The organism is Aquirhabdus parva (assembly GCF_003351745.1).
Lineage (GTDB): Bacteria > Pseudomonadota > Gammaproteobacteria > Pseudomonadales > Moraxellaceae > Aquirhabdus > Aquirhabdus parva.
This window is the reverse complement of record NZ_CP031222.1, coordinates 1,100,894-1,127,372: the sequence shown is the minus strand read 5'-3', so window position 1 is coordinate 1,127,372 and position 26,479 is coordinate 1,100,894. Positions and strand designations below refer to the sequence as shown.

24 protein-coding genes are annotated in these 26,479 nt (G+C 44.2%); 10 read left to right on the top strand and 14 right to left on the bottom strand.

The features are described from left to right. Nucleotides 1-49 precede the first annotated feature (49 nt). From HYN46_RS04995 to gcvH, 4 genes are all read right to left on the bottom strand, one after another. Entirely contained in the window at nt 50-2,770 is a 2,721-nt protein-coding gene (locus HYN46_RS04995; protein ID WP_210009385.1) for a TonB-dependent receptor, read from the bottom strand. Between the two features lie 177 nt (nt 2,771-2,947). After that, the gene (locus tag HYN46_RS04990; RefSeq protein WP_114898361.1) at nt 2,948-3,985 is read right to left on the bottom strand and encodes a DUF2804 domain-containing protein; all 1,038 of its coding nucleotides are present in this window, start codon (nt 3,983-3,985) and stop codon (nt 2,948-2,950) included. A gap of 27 nt (nt 3,986-4,012) precedes the next feature. Continuing rightward, the gene (locus HYN46_RS04985; protein ID WP_114898360.1) at nt 4,013-5,239 is read right to left on the bottom strand and encodes a PLP-dependent transferase; all 1,227 of its coding nucleotides are present in this window, start codon (nt 5,237-5,239) and stop codon (nt 4,013-4,015) included. 186 nt (nt 5,240-5,425) lie between these two features. Continuing rightward, nucleotides 5,426-5,803: a glycine cleavage system protein GcvH gene (gcvH, locus tag HYN46_RS04980; protein WP_114898359.1), complete on the bottom strand. Its 378-nt coding sequence runs from the start codon at nt 5,801-5,803 to the stop codon at nt 5,426-5,428. Between the two features lie 158 nt (nt 5,804-5,961). Between gcvH and crcB the strand changes: the two genes are divergently transcribed. The 3 genes from crcB to HYN46_RS04965 all read left to right on the top strand — a co-directional run bounded on the left by crcB (nt 5,962) and on the right by HYN46_RS04965 (nt 8,190). Further along, nucleotides 5,962-6,330: a fluoride efflux transporter CrcB gene (gene crcB / locus HYN46_RS04975; RefSeq protein WP_114898358.1), complete on the top strand. Its 369-nt coding sequence runs from the start codon at nt 5,962-5,964 to the stop codon at nt 6,328-6,330. Nucleotides 6,331-6,521: 191 nt separating this feature from the next. Next, nucleotides 6,522-6,797, top strand: coding sequence for a hypothetical protein (locus HYN46_RS04970; protein WP_114898357.1), 276 nt, complete (start codon nt 6,522-6,524; stop codon nt 6,795-6,797). 148 nt (nt 6,798-6,945) lie between these two features. Further along, nucleotides 6,946-8,190, top strand: coding sequence for a Bcr/CflA family multidrug efflux MFS transporter (locus HYN46_RS04965; protein WP_114898356.1), 1,245 nt, complete (start codon nt 6,946-6,948; stop codon nt 8,188-8,190). A 30-nt stretch (nt 8,191-8,220) separates the two neighbouring features. Here HYN46_RS04965 and HYN46_RS04960 read toward each other — a convergent pair whose 3' ends face one another. The 10 genes from HYN46_RS04960 to HYN46_RS04915 form a co-directional block, all read right to left on the bottom strand. Further along, entirely contained in the window at nt 8,221-8,724 is a 504-nt protein-coding gene (locus HYN46_RS04960) for a hypothetical protein (protein ID WP_114898355.1), read from the bottom strand. A gap of 142 nt (nt 8,725-8,866) precedes the next feature. Further along, a complete protein-coding gene (locus tag HYN46_RS04955; RefSeq protein WP_114898354.1) occupies nt 8,867-9,403 on the bottom strand; it encodes a phosphatase PAP2 family protein in 537 nt (178 codons plus the stop codon). Next, a complete protein-coding gene (locus tag HYN46_RS04950) occupies nt 9,400-10,824 on the bottom strand; it encodes a glycosyltransferase family 4 protein (protein ID WP_114898353.1) in 1,425 nt (474 codons plus the stop codon). The genes HYN46_RS04955 and HYN46_RS04950 overlap by 4 nt, the downstream gene beginning before the upstream one ends. A gap of 196 nt (nt 10,825-11,020) precedes the next feature. After that, nucleotides 11,021-11,794 (bottom strand): DUF4282 domain-containing protein, encoded by a 774-nt coding sequence (locus HYN46_RS04945; RefSeq protein ID WP_114898352.1) that lies wholly within the window; start codon nt 11,792-11,794, stop codon nt 11,021-11,023. A 183-nt stretch (nt 11,795-11,977) separates the two neighbouring features. After that, nucleotides 11,978-12,655, bottom strand: coding sequence for a head GIN domain-containing protein (locus HYN46_RS04940; RefSeq protein WP_114898351.1), 678 nt, complete (start codon nt 12,653-12,655; stop codon nt 11,978-11,980). A 41-nt stretch (nt 12,656-12,696) separates the two neighbouring features. Next, nucleotides 12,697-13,368: a head GIN domain-containing protein gene (locus tag HYN46_RS04935; RefSeq protein WP_114898350.1), complete on the bottom strand. Its 672-nt coding sequence runs from the start codon at nt 13,366-13,368 to the stop codon at nt 12,697-12,699. 138 nt (nt 13,369-13,506) lie between these two features. Continuing rightward, nucleotides 13,507-14,526, bottom strand: coding sequence for a hypothetical protein (locus tag HYN46_RS04930; RefSeq protein ID WP_114898349.1), 1,020 nt, complete (start codon nt 14,524-14,526; stop codon nt 13,507-13,509). Between the two features lie 195 nt (nt 14,527-14,721). Then, nucleotides 14,722-15,738, bottom strand: coding sequence for a ketol-acid reductoisomerase (gene ilvC / locus HYN46_RS04925; RefSeq protein WP_114898348.1), 1,017 nt, complete (start codon nt 15,736-15,738; stop codon nt 14,722-14,724). Between the two features lie 270 nt (nt 15,739-16,008). Next, entirely contained in the window at nt 16,009-16,500 is a 492-nt protein-coding gene (gene ilvN / locus HYN46_RS04920) for an acetolactate synthase small subunit (protein WP_114898347.1), read from the bottom strand. After that, nucleotides 16,500-18,281 (bottom strand): acetolactate synthase 3 large subunit, encoded by a 1,782-nt coding sequence (locus HYN46_RS04915; RefSeq protein WP_228254893.1) that lies wholly within the window; start codon nt 18,279-18,281, stop codon nt 16,500-16,502. Before HYN46_RS04915 ends, ilvN begins: the two co-directional genes overlap by 1 nt. Before the next feature lie 479 nt (nt 18,282-18,760). On the opposite strand from HYN46_RS04915, the gene HYN46_RS17405 reads away from it, so the two are divergent. From HYN46_RS17405 to HYN46_RS04880, 7 genes are all read left to right on the top strand, one after another. Then, on the top strand, nt 18,761-19,252 hold the full coding sequence (locus tag HYN46_RS17405; RefSeq protein ID WP_210009383.1) for a hypothetical protein: 492 nt from the start codon (nt 18,761-18,763) through the stop codon (nt 19,250-19,252). A gap of 86 nt (nt 19,253-19,338) precedes the next feature. Continuing rightward, nucleotides 19,339-19,812, top strand: coding sequence for a DUF4124 domain-containing protein (locus tag HYN46_RS04905; protein ID WP_114898346.1), 474 nt, complete (start codon nt 19,339-19,341; stop codon nt 19,810-19,812). Nucleotides 19,813-19,981: 169 nt separating this feature from the next. Further along, nucleotides 19,982-22,624, top strand: a complete 2,643-nt coding sequence (gene leuS, locus HYN46_RS04900) for a leucine--tRNA ligase (protein WP_114898345.1) — start codon at nt 19,982-19,984, stop codon at nt 22,622-22,624. A 118-nt stretch (nt 22,625-22,742) separates the two neighbouring features. Next, nucleotides 22,743-23,261, top strand: a complete 519-nt coding sequence (locus HYN46_RS04895) for an LPS-assembly lipoprotein LptE (RefSeq protein ID WP_162818087.1) — start codon at nt 22,743-22,745, stop codon at nt 23,259-23,261. A gap of 60 nt (nt 23,262-23,321) precedes the next feature. Continuing rightward, nucleotides 23,322-24,338 (top strand): DNA polymerase III subunit delta, encoded by a 1,017-nt coding sequence (gene holA / locus HYN46_RS04890; RefSeq protein ID WP_114898343.1) that lies wholly within the window; start codon nt 23,322-23,324, stop codon nt 24,336-24,338. Nucleotides 24,339-24,401: 63 nt separating this feature from the next. Next, on the top strand, nt 24,402-24,956 hold the full coding sequence (locus HYN46_RS04885) for a DUF2799 domain-containing protein (RefSeq protein WP_114898342.1): 555 nt from the start codon (nt 24,402-24,404) through the stop codon (nt 24,954-24,956). A gap of 114 nt (nt 24,957-25,070) precedes the next feature. Further along, nucleotides 25,071-26,465: a DUF3108 domain-containing protein gene (locus HYN46_RS04880; RefSeq protein ID WP_114898341.1), complete on the top strand. Its 1,395-nt coding sequence runs from the start codon at nt 25,071-25,073 to the stop codon at nt 26,463-26,465. Nucleotides 26,466-26,479 lie beyond the last annotated feature (14 nt).

Sequence of the window (26,479 nt, the reverse complement as noted above, 5' to 3'; positions counted from 1 at the left end):
CAATAAAAAAGCAGCTTAGGCTGCTTTTTTATTGCTTGGGTTTTAAATCTTACAGGAACTTATAAGTACCACGCAGGAACAACACCCGTCCCAGTGGATCAGCGTAGCGAGGGTCATAGCCAAACTGATAATTATCCGTCGTATTTGAAGCGGGTGGATTCTTATTAAACAGGTTTTTAATGCCGAGGGTGAGCGTCAGATTTTTGATCCCGGAGTAAGTCCCAGACAAATTATAGATCGTATATGAACCCACATGGTGGTTGTCATATCCCGGATCGGCACTGGTGTTTTGATCTAAATAACCCGATTGGAAAGTTTGCTGAAATGCTGCACTCCATGAGGCCAATGACCAGTTTATACCCGCAGTATGACGCCAACGGAAGATCGCCCCACCACCACCATTGAAGCCCTTGACCCCCGCACCATACTTGCCAAGATTACTGATGTACTCACCGCCCTGCTCAATCTGATAATCATATTGATTGACATAAGTCCCATCTAAAGTAAGGCCGAAACGCCCCCAAGCCGTTTCCGGTAGCTTCCAGCCAAAACCGAGGTCTATGCCAGATGTACGGACATTCCCCAAGTTAAGATTGGGATTCAGGATATAGTTCAACGAGCCATCAGGGTTACGAACAAAATCAGCCGCATATTTATTGCCATCACCAAAAATTAGCGATTCGGACATCTGTGTAATCTGATTTTTAAGCAGGATATTCCAGTAATCGACAGATAGCGTGAGATCTTTCATCGGCTCAACCACAGTTCCCACAGTAAAAGATCTGGACTTCTCGGGTTGCAGGTCTTTTGATCCGCCCTTCAGCTTAAACAGTTGTTGATTGCAATCTCGAGAGGGAATGCCTCCCGGCGCCACGACACCGCCCGGACACAGTATCGGGTCACTTTGCGAGCTGCCCGTTTCAACTCGCGTAGGCGGCTGATTTAACTCATATAAGCTAGGAGCACGAAAGCCTGTCGAATAAGAGGTTCGAAACATCAATTCCTTTAAAGGCTGCCATCGGAAGGCAACTTTAGGGTTTGTGGTACTGCCCACGTCACTATAGTTATCATAGCGTAGAGCAAATTGAGCCTCTAAGCTCTTTAGAATAGGAACTTGTAATTCTGTGAAAACAGCACTCACTTCGCGATGCCCTGCGATCGATTGTGAACCCGCATACCCCGTACCCGACGATAGGTTTGCGACATCATGATAGACATTGAACGCAGAGTTTTCATGTCGCCAAGATGTCCCCACCGCTAACCCGACGCCACCTGCTGGAAGCTGAGCGATCTCACGACTAGCGGTAAAATCAACCGCAGCCGTTGTGGCTTTTGCATCCAAATAAGGACCGCGAAGCGCAAGCTGTGAGTAGATTCCTTCATCACCAGCAGCTTGAGGGCCAAAAGGATTCAAGGTACCGTTTTCTAAAGCACCGCGGACTAAATCATCATTGAGAAATCCTTCAACCAAACGCTGAAGCTGAGTACTCCGCGTTAGCGAAACACCGGTTTTATAATCCCAACCAAAATCGTTTCCTTCTGCTGAAAACAATAAACGATCGGCTTTATTCAGGGTTTCGTCTTGGCGTCGCCCTGCCAACTCAGAGCGGTAGCCCAGCGTGAGATCTTGTCCGCTTAAGCCTGAAAACGCCGGTGTAATGCCATTTCCCGGATAATACTTACTGGTGCTCGGTAGAAAAAAACCTTCTCCTGATGCAAAAGGATTCGCAGCTTGGTAGACCATACTTTGTGTTTCAGCATGCAGATACTCAATACCGACTTGATTGTTGTCATCGATTTTTAGCGTGCCTTTACCCAGTAAAGCCATCTGTTTAGTTTGCGGCACAATGCCTAGCACAGAGGCATAATTATAACGACAGGCACCCCCTTGAGGGATGGAGTGCGGCGACACACACCCTGCCGCGGCATAAGGATTTCCTGACAGGCCTAGCGCTTTGCCACTGTCATCTTTGGGACCAGCACCAGGATCATAGAAATTTGCGGGGTAGCCACTACCACTGGTCTGGAACATACCCAGATCGGGTCGGATACCACCGGCACTGGTAAAACTACGATCAGCGGCATTCAGAGGTTGCTGCTGATGAAAATCAGCAATACCAAATAGGTTATAACCGTCTTGGTTTAAATCACCATACCCACCTGCAATATTGAAGCGTGTTTGGCTACCGCCACCACTCTGCGTCGGCAGACTTCCTTCAAACGTTGTCGTTAAACCTTGGTACGATTTCTTGGTAATAAAATTGATGACTCCACCAATCGCATCGGTCCCATAAATTGCAGAGGCACCATCACGGAGTATTTCAATACGATCCAAAGCAGCAATGGGTATGATATTCAGATCGACACTTGAGCCCTCAAACGGACTATTGGGAAGGCGGCGTCCATTTAAAAGTACTAATGTTTTGTTGGAACCTAAGCCACGCATATCTGCCGACGCGCCAATAGTTCCACTTTGGCCGACGGCACTTGATGCGGTAAATTGTGACTGATTGCCAGAGACTCGACTTAATGCTTCTGAAGCAGTCGTAATCCCCATTTTTGCCAGTTCTTCTGTTTTGATGATGGTGATTGGAGAAGCACTCTGTGCTGCAACACCTTTAATAGATGATCCCGTAACCTCAACACGCTCAACCTTTGCATCATCAGCATGGGCATTGGATAACATCAGCCCATAACTCACCACACTTAGGCTGGCAGCTCCACCAGAAATGATGGCTCGTATTGTTCGGGGCAGTACATGAACTCTCATAGTCTTTAACCATATGGTAAATTATATGAGAACTTGAGCAATAATGATGCCACCCTTCTATATTAGGTCATATGAAAAAGCAGATAATATTTATACATTAAAAGCAAGGATAAAATAAAAATCACTACCCCATCAATTCAAATGATGCCGATATTCATTATAACACTTCAATATGAATTACCATTTTGCAAAATGTTTTTCTAATAACCCCATTTCACCATCAAAAATAACTAAATGCTTATTTGTATTAATCTGACCAAAAACATGAGCAATCCACTGATTGAAATGACTTGCGACTAATCCCAAGTTTAAAGACTCTTGCCGACACCAACCCGTCTGAACGGTAAGATCGACCGCACCATCTGCTGAATAAATACGCCAAGTTGGTCCATTATTCGAACCTATAGACTCGACTCGCTCAAACATCACAGGAGGAATTTCAAAAATTTGATGATCGATCCACAGTGCATTTTCACTGCCAAAAGTTTGGTTTACACCCATCGCAAAATTAACGCCAACACGCTGCCCACTTTTCAGTGTCGCAGACACGCTTAGCCAATGCCACGATGTTTTGTGATTCATAAAACCACAACTGTCGTCTGTAGCTGCTAGAAAACCACGTTCAGGTGAGATTTCAAAGGGCTGACCATGATGCAGATACTGACCACGAACAGTCTGAGCCGTTTGCTTTTGCGTATACGTCCAGCCTGTCGCACCTGTAGGGCTACATAATGCGAGCGGCTCGGCTTCTGATGTCTCAATTACGGCTTCAAGTAGATTTTGTTTTGCATGACTAACTTTGACCATACGCTGATTGTTGCTACTTTGAATATCAATTCTGAATTGACTTTTTTGAAAAAAGCTTTGTGTCTGAGATTCAGGAAGGCCAACATGTGTTTGATAGGCAAATGGCTGTAATAAGGATAACTCTTGAACTGGAGCTGATTTCAAATCATTTCTATCATGAATATAAAAGAAGCCATTACCTACCCAACCTAAATCTACAATGGCTAGTCCGATCATGACATCTTGGTTATTAATACTGACAAACTGAAATGACTTAAAGCCCAACTGGCGCTTTAATGAGGCACTCAGTCCAGATATTGAATGTTCAAAGGGTGTTTGCAGTTTGAAATCTTCAACATTAATAACTGAGGGGGTTGATTTAAATCGCCCATATCGGGGCTGACCGTGTTGAATTAATGGTGTGGTCATACAAAATGCAGCCTTCTGATCAAATCATTACAACGTTAAAAGTGCATGGGTGATGTCTGCTTGCAAGTCATTCACATCCTCAAGCCCAATACTGAAGCGAACCAAACCACCGTGGATGAGGTACTCAGGTATTCCACCAAACTGAGCGGCACGTAGACTCTCTAAGCGATAGGGCACAACCAAGCTCATGGGCCCTCCCCAGCTATAGCCCAGTTTAAATAGATTTAAGTGCTCACAAAATTTATGGACTTGCTCGGTCGTATATTCAGGTTTAAAAATAATACTGAACAGGCCAGCCGCTTTGCCACTGCTGCCGTCCGCAGAACACGTTTCATGCCAATGTGAATGTCCTTTTGCATGTGGTAGCGCGGGATGCAGCACTTGGGCAATTTCTGGTCGAGTCTGTAACCAGCTTGCCAATGCCCTTGCCGCTTGATCTTGCGCAGCATAACGTACTGCGATCGTCGGCAATGACCGCAGTACAATCTCGGCATCATTGGCTGCAACATTGATCCCCATCAATTGCTGTGTGGTCTTCAGTTGCTTATAGAGCACCTCATCTCGCGTCACGAGACTCCCCATGAGCACATCTCCGCCACCGCTCGGATATTTCGTCAGGGCATGCATGGTTAAATCAACAGACTGCTCACGGGGTAAATCGAAAGCATTAAATGCAAGTCCTGCTCCCCACGTATTATCCAAAACCGTCATCACGCGATGCTGACGGGCAATCTGAATAAGGGTTGATAAATCAGGGAACTCCATGGTCACCGAGCCAGCAGCCTCAAGCCAGATCAGTTTGGTATGGGCATGGATCAAATCTGCAAGTAATTCAGGCTCCATCGGATCATAAACGCAGACACTGACCCCAAATCGGCCCAGAACCTGACGCACCATATCTAACGTTGGACCATAAGAATTCTGGGGGATAAGGACCTCATCTCCTTGGTTTAAAAGTGCAATATTGATCAGGCTAATGGCTGCAAGGCCACTAGGCGCAAGAAGCCCATACAGGCCGCCTTCTAAGGTAGCAATGCGTTCCTGCAAGGTAAAAGTTGTTGGCGTGCCATGCAGTCCATAACTGTAATTATTGCCCACGCGCCAATTCCGCGTATGCATCGCATGGATATCTGGAAAAATAACCGTGGACGCTTTATAGATAGCGGGTTGAACTGCCGCAAAACCATCAGGCGCTTGGTAAGGGTGATGAATGAGACCCGTAATTTGATGCTTATTTTTGTTGCGCTGGTTCATGGTCGAATATCAGTGATAAAAATGAGAAGGATCATTGAATTAAAGCATTATTTCGGTCATAACAAACAGAATATCAACAAAAACGCGATGATCAAGAGGTCTTTTATAGACTCTCAATCATCGCGTTCTAAAATCGATACCGATTGAACTGTTTTAAAAAACTATTCAACGGCATTTAAAAATCGATTAACCAATCACTTGCTCATAATCATCAGCGTCGAGCAGTTCATCAAGATCCGCAACGGACACGGGTTTAATTTTATAGATCCAGCCGTCGCCATAGGGGTCGGTATTGATCAAATCTGGGTCTTCTTCAAGCAGCTCATTAACGGCGATCACTTCGCCATCAATCGGCGCAAAAATATCCGATGCAGTTTTGACCGATTCAACGAATCCAGCTTCATCGCCTGCCGTCATGTTTTTACCGACATCAGGTCCTTCAACATAGACCAAGTCACCTAATTGGTCTTGGGCATAATCGGTAATGCCCGTGACGATAATATCGCCTTCCAAACGCACCCATGAATGGTTTTTGGTATAGTGTAGATCACTCGGATGGTTCATACGATAAACTCCAGCGTAGCGCGTACTTAATTAAAGGTCGATGCGCATATTTTACCTATTCCATCACCTTAAATCACCCTTATCTACTCGATATCCGTGTTAAAAACGCATTAAAATATGATGAGTATCGTGATCAATCTTTCCCATTTGGAGTCTGTATGCAGTGGATCCTCGTCAGTATTGGCGCAGCTTTAGGGGCAATGCTTAGACTATTCTTTGCACAAATGCTGAATGCAGTCCATCCGGCGATTCCCTATGGAACCTTGTTGGCGAATGTCTTGGGAGGTTTTTTGATGGGCCTCGTACTCGCCTCCACCCAACAGCTCAGCACTGAAATGCGCCTATTACTGGCAACAGGTTTCCTAGGTGGACTCACTACATTTTCAACATTTTCCGCTGAAAGTTTTACTTTGCTGAATAATGGTCGTGTTGGAATGGCTTTTTTCTTAATTGGACTCCATGTGATTGGCTCAATTGCAGCAACCGCTCTGGGCTTTTACTTAGTGAATGCCATCAAAGCGCTCTAAAATGTCTCCCCTTTACCTCAGACTGTAAGCATAAGCTGACAGACATTGAAGCAGTAACACTTGCAAAATCAAACACAAACCTAAGGTCGCCGCCATTCTTTAGGTCTATAATAAAATACCAATTAAAACAAAGCCGCTAGGCTAAAAATTGCTAAAGCAAAAAAATAACGTTAATGCCAAGGAGGCAGACGATGCTTACTCATGAAGAATTACATCAATTGACGCAGTTTAAATCCAAACTGCGTCGTAAAATGAATCGCACCATCGAGCTATCGCTACTGGTCAACGATGCTGTTTATTGCAATGACATTCTGAACGAAGCAGAAAAATTTGCAGAAATTAACGGCGATGAAGAACTGATGGTTTCAACGCTCACGATCCGCAACCAAATGGGTTTCTTTAACTTCGATGTTAATGCCGCGCCACAGCCTCCTCTCAGCACTGTCCAAACGCCTGCTCACGCCTAAATAACGGTTTTAAACGACAAGCTTTGACGTTGCTCAGAGCTTGCTCTTTGTATCACCTGAACCAAATGGTACAAAAATAGCGAGGCCAAAGCTAAAAAAGTTCTCTCGTTATTGCTAAACTAGTGTTTTGCTCGCCTCTACTTGCTTTATGTCTTCTCAATTTCCCCCACAATCGAATACTCCTGCTCAAACCACTCATCAATCCTATAGCATGGCCTGGATTGCACTGCTTGGCATGTTGACGGCTCTAGGGCCATTGTCGATTGATATGTACTTGCCTGCTCTTCCCAGCATGGCGCATCAGTTTGGTGTCAGTACAGGTGCCATTTCCACGACGCTTCCGGCTTACTTTTGCGGCCTTGCCATCGGCCAGCTCATTTACGGGCCTGTCAGTGATCGATTTGGACGCAAACCGCCTTTATATTTTGGATTGACGTTATTTACGCTTGCATCTATCGCCTGTATTTTTGCGGCTGGTCTTGAGCAAATGCAGATTGCCCGAATCATTCAGGCTCTGGGCGGTTGCGTGGGAATGGTGATCGTCCGCGCAGCAATTCGCGACCGTCTATCTCCAGCCCAATCAGCCAAGGCATTTTCTAGTATGGTGTTGATTATGGGCATTGCCCCGATTCTTGCACCGTTACTGGGTGGCTGGTTGCTCATTCACTTCAGTTGGCACAGCATCTTCACGATGCTAGCAGCTGTGGGTTTCATCAGTTTACTGGCGATCCACTTTGGCTTTAAGGAAACTTTGCATCAAGAAAAACGCCAAACACTCAATCTCAAAAATGTCTTTGTGACGTACGGACGACTCCTGAAAGATGCAAGCTTTCGAACACCAGCATTGGTTGGGAGCTTCTCCTATGCGGCTATGTTTTCTTACATCGGAGCCGCATCCGCACTACTGATTGATCATTTTGGTGTCTTGCCTCAAAACTTTGGTTGGTACTTTGGAATCAATGCATTAGGTGTGATTGGCATGTCACAGGTGAATGGACGTTTGGTTGGACGCTTTCACATATTGCAGCTTCTTCATGCTGGGGTCATTTTGCAGACTGTTAGTGGCTTATGGTTATTGGGCTTAGCCGTAACAGGTCTAGCTACACTTCCTTTAGTCATGGTCGGACTATTTGGGGTTGTTGCGGCAGTTGGCTTAACGGGCGCGAATGGCAATGCGCTTGCTTTATCTCAGCAGGGTCATCGCGCTGGGAGTGCCAGTGCATTGCAAGGTGCACTGCAGTTTGCCCTGAGCCTCATCATGGGCTTGGTTGTACACGGCCTGATGTTTAGCGTACTCACCAATCTGGCAATGGTTATCGTCAGTTGTACATTCATGAGTCTGGGTTTAGTGACATTGATTATTATGAAAAATAAACGCTTGGCGATGCTATAAAATTGCTAAGTTTTTTAATCAGGACATATTTCACGACCAAACTTGAGCAATAACTGGCCACAGACGGACTGTGGCGCCAGATAAAAGTACCACGGTTCCTCCAACTTCAGCCACAATGAGCGACCACATAAAACCTGAAATCAAAATATTCGGTAAGGTCGCCTTGCCCAATCTATGAGGCCTTGCCAATTGATTCGAGGTATCACGCAAAGCACCATGAATCACATACGTGCTAATCGCAGCGATAAAGTAAATTAAATTGGCTGCAACTGCCCAAAAATTATGAATTGGCGGCCATACCGATAATCCTGCCAACACCGCAAGCACAAGCGCGCTGAACGAATACATCAGTGACGCACGATGTGCAATATCGACATAGTAAGGCGCGCGGGATTTCTCACTATTCATAATCGCCAGATACTTCCACACCCCAGTTAGAAGACCAACTAGAAGAAGTAGCCCTGAACCCAAAGCGGCTAAAGCAACAGCAGAATTTTGAAATGACACAAGGAAGGCTTGCGATAAATCATTCATGAAAATAGGACTATATTGACAACTTATATTGTCTGCATAATACCGTATTTTTTAAATCAAATATTTATAAATTAAGAATGTGTAGCGATCATCCACATGAGTTCAGGATAGAACTCATGTCGTCAGATAATAGAATCTACTTTTACAACATAAAACACAGTGAAAGACCGGAGAGAGTTGCTCCAATCACGGCACCCATAATCACATCCGTTGGGTAGTGCAAGCCCAAGATGACACGGGACAATGCAACGAGCAACATGAATGGGACAAGAATCGGAAGCAATACGGGAAAATCGGTTCCGAGCATGACTGTAAACAAAACCGCATGTAGAGTATGCCCTGATGGAAAACTAAAGTGATCCAATGGACGCTCACCGAGCATTACCGCTTGATGAACCTGATATGGTCGTGGGCGTAATGTCTTATGTTTTAGAAGCTTATAAATCACTAAACCTGTAATACTGGTGAGCCATGCTTGCCCCAGTAAAGGTAATGCATGCATCCCGTAAATCGACAGAATAACTAGCGTCAACCCATACCAGAACCAACCATCACCCAGACGGCTAATTAGCTTAAAAGTCCGCGCAACAGCTTGACGCGTAGAATAGCTATTCAAGCGCAAGCACCAATATAAATCCCAATCTTGAACTTGGAGTACCGTCGATTGCCAACGACTCATGATAATTCCTCCTGTTTTATGGCTTGCGGAGTCTGTGTTTGTCCAGCATCCAATAACGTGTCTTCACTTGACGCCGTGTGTGTCCGCTTGCCATGCTGTTGTTTAACGTGTTTAAGCACTTCTTCTAATTGACCCACAGCTTGTTGCCAGCCCATGGCCTGTACGCGCTCACAGGCGTACTTACCCATTTCTTGTAGACGATTTTGTTTTGGTAATTGTCCGGCAAGCTGCGTAAATTTCAGTTCATTCTTCAATTCACATAACCACCCGGTGTGATCAGTCTCAACAACCTGACCCGCTGCTGCATCATCAAAAGCAAGCACGGGCAATCCACTGGCCATGGCTTCGAGAACAACGTTTCCAAACGTTTCCACCTGACTTGCAAACACAAATACATCTGCACTCGCATAATGTTGTCCTAATGCACCACCCGTTTGCATCCCTGCAAAAATAGCATCAGGTGCAAGTTTCTCGAGTCGAGCACGATCTGGGCCATCCCCAACGAGAACCAATTGCACGGCACGTAGAGGTTGAGCAAGTTGTAGCTCGCGATATGCTGCGATGACCAAATCAATATTTTTCTCAGGAGATAGACGCCCAACATACAGTAGAACTGTAGAGTGCTCACTGACGCCCCATGATTGACGAAGTGCCATATCTCGGTGCACAGGACTAAACTGAGCGACATTGACGCCACGTGAGACGACAGCAAGATCACGAATACCCAGCGTTTGTAGTTGTGCTCGTGTTTTTTCACTCGGGACACAAGTCATATCGGTGCGATTGTGGAAAAATCGCAGATAAGCAATGATAGGTGTCAGCAACAAGCCCAAACCAAAATGCGTACTGAACTCGTGGAATGGAGAATGGAATCCACTCGATACAGGAATGCCCAGATGTCTTGCGGCAAAGAGAGCTGCAAGACCAAGCGGCCCTTCTGTGACGATGTGGACCACATCAGGTTGGTAGCTTTTTAAAGCCTCTTTAATATGATAATACGCAGGCGCACCAAACTGTAATGCACGATAGCGTGGGATTGCAAATCCGCGAACCAACAACTCCTGCTCTGCTGGAGAATTGATGGTGGAAAGAACTTGCTGCGGACGGATGAGAAACAATGAATGACCGTTGTCTCTTAAACCCGTGGCTAAATGAAATACCGAGTGTGCCACGCCATTGATCTCTGGTGGCCAAGTTTCGGTGACCAGCGCTATGCGTAAGGACTTTTCTGATTCAAATGGATAGCCCACATTGTGATTCACGAACTGAGGATTTGAATCATAATGGGGAATTAGGGGCTGGATCAGATAGTGCTGGGCTGAATCGTCTCTTAGTGCTTCGCTTTGCGGCACATCGACTTCTTTTAGCAAACCTTTTTCACCTGGATTGCTTTGCATCAAACCATAAGTGACAGCATTCATTGATGAGTTAGACTCTTATTCATATTATCAATGAATATTACGCCGTACACTTTACAGCCAGTTGACGATTTGATGACGGGATGATGACGGTTTACGGTTGTTGTTTTATGTCTTTATTTTTAAATTTCAAACTCAGAGTTAAACTTGCTCTTCACTAAGTCACTACTTTTAAATTATTTATATGCGACAAGTGACTTCATCGCATAAAAGGCACACGCCTTAATTTAGAAACCACATCACCGATTTCTGAAATTTTATCAAGAGCCTCGCTCATTTTCGCAATGGCCTCGATATTATCGGTTAACGCGGAGATTTTCTCTAGGGAATAGCGCATTTCTGCAATGGCTTGGATATGTGTCCCTAAATCAGCAATTTTTTCAATCGATTGTTGCACGGTTGAAATTAAATCAACATTTTCCCCCAATGCAGAAATCTTCTCAATCGAGACACTCATCTCTGCGATTGTCTCGATATGCTCAACAACATTGGCAATCTGCGTCAGAGATCCGCGCATACCCGCAATGTTTTTAATATCAAAAGAAATCTCATCCAACGAACGACCCATCGCCGCGATAGCTTGTGTATCAGAGGACATTTGCTTAATGGCGGAGCTCATACTAGAGACTACGCTAATATCCTGTGCCACTTGACCGATGATGATAAGCAACTCAAGCAGCACGCGACAGATAGCCGCCATCACAATAAAAATAACCGGAGACGCAATCGCATATAGCCAGCCTCGCAGTGCTGAATCGTCAAATGCAGACCAGACAAAGTGCGTTGTAATACCCGCTGAAGCTATAAGAAGTAAAAAATAGAGTACCGGAACAAGCTGTAGAATCGTAACGCGTTGGTTAAATGAGAAATCAACAAAAACAAGCGCAGTGCGCTTCACCAACTGATATAAATGCTTCATGGGGTGGCTATGCTCGTGATAGGTATGCAGTTTTTCTACACCCATAAATCCCATGCGAAATTCACAACGTGCGAAGAAAAAACAAGCGGATTCTTTCCTTTAAATCGTACCGATGATGCTACACAATATAAATGATTCGGCAAAGTAATATTGTATAAGTGTCCGACGAATTACACAGTTTAAATCGTGATTTATACCTCATCGTAAACCCAGCCAGCAGAAACCCCTCAACGTCAATTAGAGATGATCTACACTACCAGAACCCGTAATACTCGCTTTCACTTTTGCTGTACCATCATAAGAGATATCCCCACTTCCAGTGACGTCGGCATCCAGCGTATCAGAACTATTTAATACGACCGAACCAGAACCCGTCACTCTGACCGTGGCATTTTTAGCCAAAAGCTTCTCAGCATCAATATCGCCGCTACCGTTGACGATCGCAGTAAAAGTATCAACCCGTCCCTCAGCAGTGATATTTCCTGAACCGGATACGGTCGTCTTCAATTTGTTTGCGGAAATCGCATTTAATTCAACATCTCCCGATCCATTGATTTCGATAGCTTCAATCTTAGGGACAACAACCGTAACTCTAACGTCATTCTGAGTCGAATAACTTTTAGTACTACTGATAATTAATCGACCATTTTTTACCGTCGTGGTAATCAGCGGGACAATATTATCATCGGCAGTGACACGCACGGACTGAACCGCACCTTGGGTTATCTGAATATCAGTTGCCCCCTCAAGATCGATGGCAGAAAAACTGCCAAGCGTTCGAGTTTGGTTCAGAGTTGTTCCTGACCCTTTGACATTCACTAGATCATCAAGCCCAATCTTGCACCCGGCTAAACCAAGGGGGATAGACAAGAAAAAAACGATAACCGTCACTTGGCTCAGCTTGACGATGGACATAAATTGATCTCTAATTTCGTGTTAAAAAATTACTGACTTAATTAAATCTTTTTGATACTGCCCAATCCTGAAATATTGGTTTTCAACTTTGGATCACCTGCGTAGGTCACCTTACCAACACCGCTTACGCTTGCATCTAAAGAATCGACCGCATTTACTTTAATTGATCCTGCACCAGATACTTCTGCTGTGACCGTCTTTGCGACCAGCTTGCCAGCATCAATACTGCCAGCTCCATTCACCTCGGCATCAAAGCTATCTGCAGTTCCTTGCACGCCTATGACACTTGCACCATCAATTTTAAGGTCTAATTTCTTACTCGTAATATCCTTCAGGTCAACTTGACTAAATCCTTCTACCGTCAGTGCTTCGATTTTGGGCACAACAATCACCAGATCCACATTATGATCACTCGAATAGCTTTTTGAGTTATTAATGGTAAGCTTTCCATTGCTCACGGTCGTAGTGATCAGTGGCACAATATTATCATCACCGGAAATCGTAATGGACTGCACAGCACCCTGACTCAGCTTAATATTAGCGGCACCCTCGATATCGATCGCGGAAAAGTCAGCGACTTTTCGCGACTCCGACACGATTTTTCCTGATCCTTTTACCCCATCACTTGAACTATCCCCTATCGTGATTTTACAACCGGACATCAATACGGGGATGGTTATCAGCATCGCTGTGAGTAATATTTGATATTTCATGATGAGCTCGGTTTTGAGTTAGTTTGGCATAGATAAGCTATGAAGGTCTATGCGAAAGGTATGCCATCTTATTAACTAATATAGAGAATCTTACAAATTAGGATGATCAAAATTTATGACACCTCATTCAAGATAGTACTAAGGACTTAAACGATAAATCCATAATTCATTTATCGTCATTCCAAGACGACCTCGACCACCAGAAGTTTCAATTTCAGGACCAACTAATGCAAACTCTAAAACATAACGAGATTTATCTGTCGAGAATAAACTAGACTGCGGAAGACCCTTCGATGTAAATGAAAGGTTAATAGCACCTAAAGCACTTGAAAATTGCTCCGCACTAATACAGAAACCGTAATCACGGCTTCCACTTTGCAATGCGCCGGTAGATACAGGTGTCAAAGGATTTGCATAACCTATAATTGGTGAAGTATATAAAACATTATGATTTAAACTCGACTGATTCTGTGCATGAGAAATAATAATCGGGTTACCAGTATCTTGCTGGTCGATATGAATTATATCTTTCACCTCATAATAAGCTCTCGAATCATAAAGCATCACATTTAAGAAAAATCCTTTGGTGCTAATAGTGTCGTAAAATCTCATAGTCATCATGACTTGATTTACAGATCCTGCTGAATAAGATGATGCCAGATTGAGCTTGCCACTCATACAAAGTAAATCACTCTTGAGCCAGATTTTCTTACTCGGCGTAAAGCCAATAAAATATTGCATTGAGGCAGCTGTATATTTTGTCGGTAAATCTAATGTATTTTGATCCGGAGGAAATGTATTCAGTTGAATCCCTACTTGAGAGTTATTTTTTTGAAACAACGACTGTCCGTAACTAGGTAAAGAGCCGGCTATCCCAAGGCCCTGCTGCGACATACTTGTTCTATCTAAGGGCTCCAAACCTGTCCACTGATAACCTGACCAAGTATCAGGACTCAAAGGCTCAAACATATAATTCTTACTCTTGACTACAATATTATTCGCAATCAATTGAAGCGTATTATCTAATTTTGTAGTATTCTCCACAAAATTTATATTATCTATATTACTATTAGATAGATAAAAAGGATTGTTAACTCTGATTTTATCAAAATTTGGAATTTGAGGAGTATAATAAAACTCAGTAATCGTGCCAGACATGGCCTGACAGGACACGAATAACAACGAGATCAAAAACAAATTAATGCTTAGATTATTCCCACTCAAAACCCGACATATCATTTTTTTCATTTATCCCAAAACTTATAGTACAACACTAACACAATCAATCATTCACGCAATAAAAAATCCCGCCTATTCGACGGGATTTTTTTATCAATTGATAAAAGCAAAATCTTAGTTCTTGGTTTTATCAACGATCTTGTTCGCTTGGATCCAAGGCATCATGGCACGCAGTTTCGTACCAGTCACCTCGATACCATGTGCTGCATTGTTACGACGACGCGCAGTCATGGATGGATAGTTTGCAGCGCCTTCAGCAATGAACATTTTTGCGTATTCGCCTGATTGAATACGTTTCAGTGCGTTGCGCATCGCAACACGTGATTGTTCATTGATAACTTCAGTACCGGTGACGTATTCGCCGTATTCTGCGTTGTTAGAGATCGAATAGTTCATGTCAGCGATACCGCCTTCGAACATCAAATCAACAATCAATTTCAACTCATGCAGACATTCAAAATAAGCCATTTCTGGTGCGTAGCCCGCTTCAACCAGCGTTTCATAACCCATTTTAACCAGTTCAACTGCACCACCACACAGAACAGCTTGTTCACCGAACAAGTCTGTTTCGGTTTCGTCTTTGAATGTGGTTTCGATGATACCAGTACGACCACCACCCACACCTGATGCATAAGCCAGTGCTAAATCACGAGCTTTACCAGAAGCGTCTTGGTAGATTGCAACCAGATCAGGAACACCGCCACCACGAACGTATTCTGAACGTACAGTGTGACCTGGTGCTTTTGGTGCAACCATGATCACGTCTAAGTCAGCACGTGGTACAACTTGGTTGTAATGAACCGCAAAACCATGTGCGAACGCCAATGTGCCGCCTTTTTTCAGGTTTGGTTCGATTTCATCACGATACAATTTTGATTGGAATTCATCTGGAGTCAGAATCATAACAACATCAGCAGATGCAACCGCGTCTTTCACTTCGCTAACTTTTAAGCCTGAGTTTTCAGCTTTGATCCATGAGGTTGAACCCGCACGCAGACCGACAACAACATCAACACCAGAATCTTTCAAGTTCAGTGCATGGGCATGACCTTGTGAACCATAACCAATGATGGCTACTTTTTTAGCTTGAATCAGGGAAAGATCACAATCTTTATCATAAAAAATGTTCATGCAGCAAACTCCAGTAAATCTTTAGTGAAAAAACAAATAGGCAACTATCATTAAAAAACAATGTAGAGAAATATCTCGTTTAAAACAGTATTCATTTATGGCGCGCAATTTAACAGTTATACGACTAAATTGCAGCGACGAATGGCAAGATTTTAGTGTTTAAACCTCAAAATATGCCTAAAAATGCCTCCCAAAGACTAACTTTTATAAAGCATTTCCTGTGATCAAAGGGTTATTCGACCACAGAACTCTGGGATTTTCAGTAATTCATTAAACGCTCAGTACTTTTTCACCGCGCGCAACACCCAGCACACCAGAACGCACGACTTCAAGAATCGTGTTTTCAGCGAGGGCTTCAATAAAACCATCCAACTTATCCGTCGCACCAGCAATCTGAATGGTATAGGTCGTTGGCGTTACATCGACGATTTGGGCACGGAAGATATCCGCTGTGCGTTTAATTTCTGCACGTGCAGCACCAATCGCTTTCAGCTTAATCAGCATCAATTCACGTTCGATATGTGAACCTTCTGAAAGATCCACAACCTTGACCACTTCAATCAGCTTGTTCAGTTGCTTGGTAATTTGCTCAATTTTGTGCTCATTACCATAGGTGGTCAGCGTTAAACGTGACAACGTCTCATCTTCAGTCGGCGCAACGTTCAGTGTTTCAATGTTATAGCCGCGTTGACTAAACAAACCAACCAAACGTGACAAGGCACCCGCTTCGTTTTCAACCAATACAGAAATAATATGACGCATTATGTGCGCTCCCCTTTTCTAAGCCACATATCGCGCATGGATTGCTGAGCGATTTGCATCGGGTAAACGTGCTCCTTTGGATCAACGTAAACATCCATATAAACCAGACGGTCTTTCATCGCCATGGCTTCTGCCATTTTGCTTTCTAATTGTGAGGGATCGGTGATTTTCATACCGACATGACCATAGGCTTCAACCAACTTAACAAAGTCAGGCAAAGACTCCATGTACGAGCTTGAATGACGACCTTCGTACTGCATATCTTGCCATTGCTTCACCATCCCGAGTGAACGGTTGTTTAAGCACAAAATCTTAACAGGCAAGTTATATTGCAAGCAGGTTGATAGCTCTTGGATATTCATCTGAATCGACCCTTCGCCTGTGATACAGACGACGTCACGTTCTGGGAAGGCGAGTTTACAACCCATCGCATAAGGCAGACCCACACCCATGGTGCCTAGACCACCAGAGTTGATCCACTGACGTGGTTCATCATATTTGTAATACAACGCAGCAAACATTTGATGCTGACCAACGTCGGAGGTGATGATGGCTTTACCATTGGTAATTTTGTGCAGCATCTCAACGACTTGCTGAGGTTTCATTTCACCCGCAGCAGGCGCATCGTAACGCAGGCCATGACGTTTACGCCACTCGTTGATTTGGCTCCACCAATTGCCAATTTCAGTTGGGTTTGGTTTGTTTACACCTAGTTGTTTCAACTGGGTCAACATTTCCGCCAATACGGGTTCAACCGCACCAACGATAGGAATATGCGCCATGATGGTTTTTGAAATCGCAGCAGGGTCGATATCAATGTGAATAATCTTGGCATCTGGACAGAATTTAGCCGGATTATTGGTCACACGGTCGTCGAAGCGCGCACCGATACACAAGATGACATCCGCATGGTGCATCGTCATATTGGCTTCATAAGTGCCGTGCATACCGAGCATACCGACAAACTGTGGGTCAGTACCCGGGAATGCACCCAAGCCCATCAATGTATTGGTGACTGGATAATTCAATAAATGAGCAAGTTCAGTCAAATGATGTGACGCATTGCCCTGTACTACACCACCGCCCGCATAAATAATCGGACGCTTTGCAGCGAGAAGCTCGTCAATCGCCTTACGAATCTGACCGGCATGCCCACGACCTGGCGGCAGATATGAGCGTAGTTTGACTTTCTCGGGGTATTCGTAAGCAAATTTTTCGACAGGATTCGTCACATCTTTTGGAATGTCGATAACGACTGGACCAGGACGACCACTACCCGCGATATAGAACGCCTTTTTGACGATCATCGGAATTTCACTGGCGTGACGAACCTGAAAGCTATGCTTCACGATTGGACGAGAAACACCGATCATATCGGTTTCTTGAAAAGCGTCTTCGCCGATCAGATGCGAAGGAACTTGACCTGAAATAACAACCATAGGAATTGAATCCATATAAGCTGTAGCAATCGCGGTCACAGTATTGGTCGCACCTGGGCCTGAGGTAACAAGAACCACACCAGTTTTACCGGTTGAACGCGAATAAGCATCGGCCATATGACCTGCAGCTTGCTCGTGACGCACGAGAATATGCTGGACTTTGTCTTGACGAAACATCGCATCGTAAATATGCAGTACAGCACCGCCTGGGTAACCAAAGACGTATTCAACGCCTTCATCAGCCAGTGCGCGAATCAGCATATCGCCGCCAGAGAGTAACTCTGTTTTCTTATCGGTACTGCGCGTATCTGCAGCAGTCTGTTTTTCTGAAGTATGTTCCAATTTAACTCACCCTAGTCGTACTCATGACGAACAACTCGTTGTGATTCTATCGATGTTGTATCTGACAACAAAGCAATAGAAAAACAACATCAGCCCAGAAAGCAGTATGCGATCCAGACAATTATATAGAAAGCTCTTAGACGAGCAGAATTTTGACGGCAGAGCAGAAAGTCGTAAGCTGGTAAGTGTGACCAGAATAGGACATACAGCGCATTCGGATGAGAATGCCCCAAGCATCAACAGCGGCTCGCGATAGAGCGGATGTTCGCCAAAGTTAGAAGACATCCTCGCCAAAGGGTGGACGGCATAGACGTCTAATAACTGATCTAAAAATCAGTCCCGTATTTTCGGCAATTTAACTACCACAGTCAAGACCTAGCCTGCAAAACAATTATAAAAATCAGGACATCCTTTTTAGGCAAAAATATGCTTTAATCCTGACTAATATATGCATGCACACAATCCAAGGAGTGTTTTAAGTGCGCGAATTCACACTATTTAATAAAATAAGCCACGGACGGGCCGTACAGTTTTATTCAATGTCAGTTTTAATGCTAAGTCTATCCGCAACATCGATTGGTGTTGCTCATGCGGAACAATATTGCAAATCAATAGAGAGTAATGGCTCGGTAAGCTACACGCTTGCGCCAGAGACTGGATGCAATAAAAAGAAATTTAAAACAGTTTCTGTTAGCCATCACATCACTCCAGCAAATTCTGCAGTGGTTAAAACTGAAGGATCACCCAATACACCAGTGACTAATACGAATGTAGAACCAACACCAACACCAACACCAACACCAACACCAACACCAACACCAACACCAACACCAACACCAACACCAACACCAACACCAACACCAACACCAACACCAACACCAACACCAACACCAACACCAACACCAACACCAACACCAACACCAACACATTCTGTTCCGCTTAAAGAACTACCACAATCAAAAAGAACCTAATACGTTGATTGCAAGCAATCCCCATTAGCCTGTTTTTGATATTGGTTAATACTTCATAATACTCAAGTTAAAGCAAGGACTAGCTCATGAAAAAATGGATACTGACCCTCTCACCCGCTATAACGCTACTCATGAGTGTGGGGACAAGCTACGCCCAACCTTTTTATAAATGGACCGATGAGCAGGGTTCGACCCACTACACTCAAACACCGCCACCTCAGAAACAAGTCAAGAAATTAGATATTAATACTCATGTCCCTGCAGACAGCGCTAGTGAAATCAAAAAACTATCTACTCTTTCTTCCGCAAACCAAAAAGCAGTTGCGGCAGATGAAAAGGCTTCAGCTAAATCAAAAGAAGAAGCAGCAGCAGATGCCGAACGACGCAGAAAAAATGCCGATACATGCATCCAATTGAAAGCTTCTTTGGCTCAACTTCAAAGTGGACAACGTTTACGGACATATGGTGCAGATGGTGAACGCGTTTACTTAACCGAAGAAGATAAGGCTAGTCGTATACAGCAAGAAACCTCTCAAATACAAAATGACTGCCCCAAATAAATAAATGAAAGTGTTTTACCCTACCGCTGTACTCTGCTCAATAAGCAAGGTACAGCGAAAAAATACCCAATGTGCAAAAAAAATGCTAATCCAACCTTAGCAACTCCCAATCCGAGCATGGTATCGGCTATGCTATGGCAAATCTCTTTTTGACATAGCTTTTTGTACCATGACAGATACAGTGTTGACCCCGAACCAAAATACTCAAACCCTCTCACAAGCTACACCTGTGGAGTATCAACCGAGCGAGATAGAGCCGCGTATTCAAGCGGACTGGCACGCGCGCCAATCATTCGCGGTCAGCAATACGCCCGATCAAAGCAAAAAAAATCGCTATATCTTGTCTATGTTTCCGTATCCATCAGGGAAACTACACATGGGCCATGTTCGAAATTACACTATTGGCGACGTCATCAGCCGTTTTTATCGTTTAAAAGGCGAAAATGTTCTGCAGCCAATGGGCTGGGATGCTTTTGGTCTACCGGCTGAAAACGCAGCGATTGCACACCAAGTTGCACCAGCGAAATGGACCTTTGAAAACATCGACTACATGCGTAATCAGTTGAAGTCCCTTGGATTGTCAGTTGATTGGAATCGTGAGATTGCCACCTGCACACCTGAATACTACCGCTGGGAACAATGGTTGTTCGTACAACTTTATAAAAAAGGCTTAATTTATCGCAAACTGTCAACTGTCAACTGGGATCCTGTCGATCAAACTGTCCTCGCTAACGAACAAGTGATCGATGGTCGTGGTTGGCGTTCAGGTGCATTGGTTGAAAAACGCGACATTCCGATGTATTACTTCCGCATTACAGATTATGCGCAAGAGTTACTAGATGATCTCGATACCCTGACTGATTGGCCGCCACAAGTTGTTGCGATGCAGAAGAACTGGATCGGTCGCTCAACAGGTATGGATTTAACCTTCCCTTCAGAACACGGTAATTTGACTGTTTATACCACACGTCCTGACACCTTCATGGGTGTCACCTATGTTGCTGTCGCCGCTGAGCACCCACTTGCGGTCAAAGCCGCTGAAAATAATCCGGCACTCAAAGCCTTTAATGATGAATGCCGCATGGGGTCAGTCGCGGAAGCCGATCTTGCGACGGCTGAAAAGAAAGGTATGGCAACGGGTCTGTTTGTTCAGCACCCCATCACTGGTGAAAATATTCCAGTCTGGGTCGCAAACTATGTACTGATGAGCTATGGTTCAGGTGCCGTCATGGCAGTTCCTGCACATGACGAACGTGATTTTGAGTTTGCTCAGAAATATCACTTGCCTATTAAACAAGTCATTCAAGCACCAGAAGATTTTGATACAGTAAACTCCGCTTATACTGAACGTGGGATATTGATCAACTCTGGTGAACTTGACGGTCTAGACTTTGACGGTGCGTTTGCCAAACTTTTAGAAAAGCTTGAACCTCAAGATCAGGCTGAAGGTCGCGTTCAATTCCGCCTTCGAGACTGGGGCGTATCGCGTCAACGCTATTGGGGTTGTCCAATTCCCATGATTAACTGCCCTTCTTGTGGACAGGTACCAGTTCCAGAGGATCAATTACCCGTGGTGCTGCCTACTGATGTTGTCCCAGACGGCTCAGGGAATCCTTTAGTAAAAATGCCATCATTTTATGAGACGACTTGTCCGAACTGTGGTCAAGCAGCCAAGCGCGAAACCGATACACTGGATACTTTTGTAGAATCTAGTTGGTACTACGCACGCTACGCCTCACCAGAATATCAAAACGGTTTAGTCGACCCACAGGCCGCTCAAAGTTGGTTGCCTGTCGATCAGTATGTTGGTGGCGTAGAGCATGCGATTTTGCATCTACTCTATGCACGATTCTTCCATAAACTCATGCGTGATGAAGGCGTAGTTCAGGGCAATGAACCATTTACTCGCCTCCTTACTCAAGGCATGGTCTTGGCGGATACCTTTTATCGTGAAGATGATGCAGGTAAAAAAACATGGATCAATCCCGCTGATGTCACCCTTGAGAAAGACGAACGTAGTCGTATTTTGTCAGCGACGCTCACTGCTGATGGACTACCGGTCATTATTGGCGGTATGGAAAAAATGTCCAAATCCAAAAATAACGGTGTAGACCCCCAAGCGATTATTGATAAATTTGGTGCTGACACTGCGCGTATTTTTATGATGTTTGCGGCCCCACCCGATCAATCTTTGGAGTGGTCAGATGCTGGTGTAGAAGGCTCAAACCGTTTCTTAAAACGTGTTTGGCGTCAAACCACACAGCATTTAGAGTCTGTTCAAACAGATCTTTCTTCGCTTGCTCTCAATAGTAATATAGCACTTTCTGAATCAACGCGTGATTTGCGCAGAAAGTTACATGAAACTATTCAAAAGATCGCTGATGATATTGAACGTCGTCAGTCGTTTAACACCGCAATTGCAGCCTTAATGGAATTATCGAATGCGATTGGAAAATTTGAAGCAAAAGATCAAAATGATCAGATTGTTGAGCGTGAAGCGCTTATCGGTCTATTGATTATGCTTGCGCCTTTTGCTCCACATCTTGCCCAAGACTTGTTATCAAAATTTAACATTGATGTGACTACGGCATTATTTCCTGCGGTTGATGAAAGCGCTTTGGTTCGTGCCAGTCAAACGATTATGGTACAAATCAACGGGAAATTGCGCGGTAAGCTCGATGTCGCACTGGATATTGGCGATGAAGAATTAAAGGCTTTGGCAAAAGCACTGCCCGATATTCAAAAATTCTTAACCAGTACACCCAAAAAAGAAATTGTTGTTAAAAACCGCTTGGTGAATCTGGTACTGTAATCGTTTTAATCTGCTGCAGTGATTAGACGCGCTGCAATTAAAATTTAACAGCGAGTGTCTAAAAACTGGATTCTCGCCTCTTTGAGTGGGTATGAATACAACAATGATGAGCAAAGCCATGACGATCACGAACAGTATTCAACACAACCTTCGAGTCATCATCGTATTTTCGATGGCTATATTACTCGGTGCATGCGGTTTTCATCTACGCGGCAGTGGCAACTTTGCAATGCCCGAAGCTTATCGCAATTTGCAGGTCATTGTTCCTGAAGGAACACAACTGAATGCATGGATCCGTGCAGAGCTCACAGCACTCAATGTTAAATTGGATGTGTCGGGTTCACCGCGTTTACATGTGCTTGCAGTCAGACCGACTCGCCAAGAACTCACAGGTTCATTGACCGAAATCCAAATTGGTGTTGAAGCTGACTATCGCCTTGAAAATGCAAACGGCGAAGCGATTACAACAACGAGAACAGTCACCTCACGCCGTAGCTATCAATATAATCGCAACACGGTCAGTATCTCAGATCAGCAATCGACCATGCTACAAACTGAGCTCTACCAAGATGCTGCCCGACAAATCGTCAGACAGGTATCCACGGGACGTTTACCAGAATTACAAGCAGCAAGTTGATGATTCATCAGACACCTGATCTTGTATTATGGGCTGGAGTAATCTCTTGATGGCAGCTATATGAAGGCCGACTATCTCAATGCAAGCAAACGCATCAGCGGTGCTTCTGGCGCATGGCTGATGCATGGTGATGAGCCCTTGCTTGCGCAAAGTCTGCTTGATCAATGCAGAAAACATTGGCGTGAACAAAATATAGAGCGGCAGCGTGTAGATTTAACCAGTAGTGCAGACTGGCGTGAGGCGCTGGGCCAGCTCGATAATTTGTCGTTATTTTCAAGTACCATGGCACTTGAGATACACGGAAACCATAAGCCGGATGCGGCCGGAATGGCTGCACTTGAGCGATTTATTCAATCGCCTGGTGATAACATTCTGATTATCAATATGCCTAAACAGGATCACACGGCCCAAAAAACAAAATTCTTTCAATTGCTAGATGCTAACGGATTGGTCGTTTCCCTCGCACTACAAAATGATCGAGAGCGACAGGACTTTCTGGCGACGCAAGCCAAAACGTTGAAGGTTGAGCTCACCCCTGAAGCATGGAAGATGCTCATTTCCCAAACCGAAAATAATCTTCTCGCGGCACATCAGGCTCTTATTCGCCTATCGTTTTTAAGCGAGCCTGATGAGCAAATTGATATTGAAAAATTACTTCCAGCGCTCTCGGATCAATCACGTTACAGCCTATTTGATTTATCCGATGCAGCATTATTGGGTGATATCGAACGTACGGTCAAAATTTTAAATTACTTATTCGAATCTGGCGAAGCTGAATCACTGATTCTATGGACGATCTCTAAAGAAATGCGCCTCATCCTTCAGCTGCTGGATAACCCAAACCCGAATTATCAATCTTTAGGCATTTGGTTTAATCGTCAAAGTCTTTATCAAAAGGCCATGCGCCGGATTAAACGAACACAAACGACTGGTTGGCTTGAGTTGCTCCTGCGCTGTGATCAGTCGATTAAGGGTGTAGGTCTAGAAAAACCTAAAGATTTGCTCCTACAAGCCAGCTTAGCTTTGACTGGACTACAGTTATTTGATACAAAAATAAGTACACTACAAACCATATAAAAACAATGAAGGTCATCTCTAAAAGTTTCTCGACAATAGGGATTTGTGAAAGGGGTCAATCTAATGATTAATATTCAACAACAGTTGACCATTATGGTCATCATCTCCAGCGCCTTATTAACAGGATGCCAGACGATGAGCGCTGGCGAATGCCAAACTGCAGATTGGAACAAAATAGGCCAACAAGACGGAAATGCTGGCCGCGTTGATAATATCGGTGACCGCGTAGATAGTTGCAGCAAAAATGCAGTCGTCGTCACTCCCAATAATATTCATGCCTATCGCCTCGGTTATGCACAAGGACTCGGCTACTATTGTCAGCCTCATCGGATCCTTGATGATGCACTCGCTGGGCGTAATCACCTTGATATCTGTCCATTACCGCTACAAAATGGGCTCTACCCTTTTGCCCAAGCGGGACAGCGTGTTTACCAAGCCAATCAAAAAATTGATCAACTACATAGTGAACAAAACTCATTAAGTAATGAACTACAAGACAAAAAAACAAGCGAAACACGGAGCAAAGAAATTAGACGGCGACAATATCAGCTCACCAATGAACTCCAGGACGCGGTGATTGAACTCCGACAGGCACGTATTATGTTAGGCGCATTATAAAAAATCCAACGCGTGAAGCATAAAGCACTTAAATGAAGACAACACAAATACGATTTACGTTTGCTACACTCTGCAACCAGACCCTAGGATAGATATTCATCTAAACGCTGACATATGCTGACTTCCGTTAGACGTACACCTAAAAGAAGACTTTTAGTCATCACTGCACTGATTCTTTCGCTTGTGTTGCATTTGATCGTCGGAGTCCCTGTAGTCTTTGATATGTCATGGCAAGATATTATTAATACCTTGCGAGAAAAAATCTCCCAACAGATTCATCCTGAAACCCCAGATGAAGTTCTTGCACGCAAAAAAGCCAAGGCCGTTCCAAAAGTCAGTGTTAGCCTCGGCCAAAAATCTAATAATGAACCGACAAAACGTTCCGAAATTATTACCATCAGGCTGATTCAAGATCAGCCTATTGCACTTGCACAGCCCCCTAAGGAAAAGGCTCGCTCAGAAGCTCCAAAGGCTACGAACGTAAGCAAAACAAAAAAAGTAACGACAAAAGGGAACCATAAAGGGGAAACCAAACCTGATTATGATTTATATGACAAATTAATCGCAGCACCTGAGACATCTCCCAGTGGCCCTGTATCACTTGATGATGACGATAGTGAACAAACCTATGATTTACAAAAAAATACCCTTATCGACAATACCACAGTTCATGTTGAACCAATGGTATCACCACAACCACCAGCGAATCTGGGTCAAGCCATTGCAGCCCTAACGGCTGCAGGGGCAATAAATACTACAGCAACTAAAACTCCATCATCTTCAGACGCCCCACCACCCTTTCCGGTAGAGATTCAAGCCAACTATAAGACCTCTGGCTATGGTTTCAGTCTGAATATGAATAGTGAATGGCGCATGGAAGGTCGGCGCTATAGCATTACGGATAAGGCCAGTGCTTTAGGCTTCAAGGTTCGTGTAACCAGTGACGGTGCTATAACGGAACAAGGCCTACAGCCAAATCAGTTCCGTGTTCTATTGAATAGTAATGTCATCCGCATGGTCGATTTTGATCACAATGCGAAAATCATCAATTATGGCAAGCCCAGCAATTTAAAGCAGCTTCCCTTCAATACGAAGATTCAAGATGTTGCCAGCATCGGTTTTCAAATGGCTTTAGCATATGGTGATAAATCACAAGACATGCAACTGACATTGGGAACGGGAATTTATAACCTACACTTCGAACTGCTGGATGAAGAACTGCTTAAACTCCCTGTTGGGAAGGTTCGGACCTTGCATATTCACGGTATCAACACCAGCGGTTCACCTGTGACCGTCGACGTATGGCTCGCACCCGACTACCGTAACATGCCAGTAAAAGTCAAAGTGACTCGTGGTAGTGAAGTTATAGAACAAAGTTTGAGCTCGCTTGCGATTGAAGGCACCGTCATTTTTGGTAAAAAACGCCAAGCAGAAATTGATGCAGCAGCAAGTGAAGCAGAAACGAAAGCACCCGCAGAATTGCCTGATGCCATTAAAACAACTGAGTAATTTTGAGCTAAAAA

What these genes read in the sequence shown, in the direction of transcription:
- HYN46_RS04995 (WP_210009385.1), bottom strand. Translation starts at nt 2,770, where the DNA reads ATGAGAGTTCATGTACTGCCCCGAACAATACGAGCCATCATTTCTGGT.
- HYN46_RS04990 (WP_114898361.1), bottom strand. Translation starts at nt 3,985, where the DNA reads ATGACCACACCATTAATTCAACACGGTCAGCCCCGATATGGGCGATTT.
- HYN46_RS04985 (WP_114898360.1), bottom strand. Translation starts at nt 5,239, where the DNA reads ATGAACCAGCGCAACAAAAATAAGCATCAAATTACGGGTCTCATTCAT.
- gcvH (WP_114898359.1), bottom strand. Translation starts at nt 5,803, where the DNA reads ATGAACCATCCGAGTGATCTACACTATACCAAAAACCATTCATGGGTG.
- crcB (WP_114898358.1), top strand. Translation starts at nt 5,962, where the DNA reads ATGCAGTGGATCCTCGTCAGTATTGGCGCAGCTTTAGGGGCAATGCTT.
- HYN46_RS04970 (WP_114898357.1), top strand. Translation starts at nt 6,522, where the DNA reads ATGCTTACTCATGAAGAATTACATCAATTGACGCAGTTTAAATCCAAA.
- HYN46_RS04965 (WP_114898356.1), top strand. Translation starts at nt 6,946, where the DNA reads ATGTCTTCTCAATTTCCCCCACAATCGAATACTCCTGCTCAAACCACT.
- HYN46_RS04960 (WP_114898355.1), bottom strand. Translation starts at nt 8,724, where the DNA reads ATGAATGATTTATCGCAAGCCTTCCTTGTGTCATTTCAAAATTCTGCT.
- HYN46_RS04955 (WP_114898354.1), bottom strand. Translation starts at nt 9,403, where the DNA reads ATGAGTCGTTGGCAATCGACGGTACTCCAAGTTCAAGATTGGGATTTA.
- HYN46_RS04950 (WP_114898353.1), bottom strand. Translation starts at nt 10,824, where the DNA reads ATGAATGCTGTCACTTATGGTTTGATGCAAAGCAATCCAGGTGAAAAA.
- HYN46_RS04945 (WP_114898352.1), bottom strand. Translation starts at nt 11,794, where the DNA reads ATGGGATTTATGGGTGTAGAAAAACTGCATACCTATCACGAGCATAGC.
- HYN46_RS04940 (WP_114898351.1), bottom strand. Translation starts at nt 12,655, where the DNA reads ATGTCCATCGTCAAGCTGAGCCAAGTGACGGTTATCGTTTTTTTCTTG.
- HYN46_RS04935 (WP_114898350.1), bottom strand. Translation starts at nt 13,368, where the DNA reads ATGAAATATCAAATATTACTCACAGCGATGCTGATAACCATCCCCGTA.
- HYN46_RS04930 (WP_114898349.1), bottom strand. Translation starts at nt 14,526, where the DNA reads ATGTCTGGCACGATTACTGAGTTTTATTATACTCCTCAAATTCCAAAT.
- ilvC (WP_114898348.1), bottom strand. Translation starts at nt 15,738, where the DNA reads ATGAACATTTTTTATGATAAAGATTGTGATCTTTCCCTGATTCAAGCT.
- ilvN (WP_114898347.1), bottom strand. Translation starts at nt 16,500, where the DNA reads ATGCGTCATATTATTTCTGTATTGGTTGAAAACGAAGCGGGTGCCTTG.
- HYN46_RS04905 (WP_114898346.1), top strand. Translation starts at nt 19,339, where the DNA reads ATGAAAAAATGGATACTGACCCTCTCACCCGCTATAACGCTACTCATG.
- leuS (WP_114898345.1), top strand. Translation starts at nt 19,982, where the DNA reads ATGACAGATACAGTGTTGACCCCGAACCAAAATACTCAAACCCTCTCA.
- HYN46_RS04895 (WP_162818087.1), top strand. Translation starts at nt 22,743, where the DNA reads ATGACGATCACGAACAGTATTCAACACAACCTTCGAGTCATCATCGTA.
- holA (WP_114898343.1), top strand. Translation starts at nt 23,322, where the DNA reads ATGAAGGCCGACTATCTCAATGCAAGCAAACGCATCAGCGGTGCTTCT.
- HYN46_RS04885 (WP_114898342.1), top strand. Translation starts at nt 24,402, where the DNA reads ATGATTAATATTCAACAACAGTTGACCATTATGGTCATCATCTCCAGC.
- HYN46_RS04880 (WP_114898341.1), top strand. Translation starts at nt 25,071, where the DNA reads ATGCTGACTTCCGTTAGACGTACACCTAAAAGAAGACTTTTAGTCATC.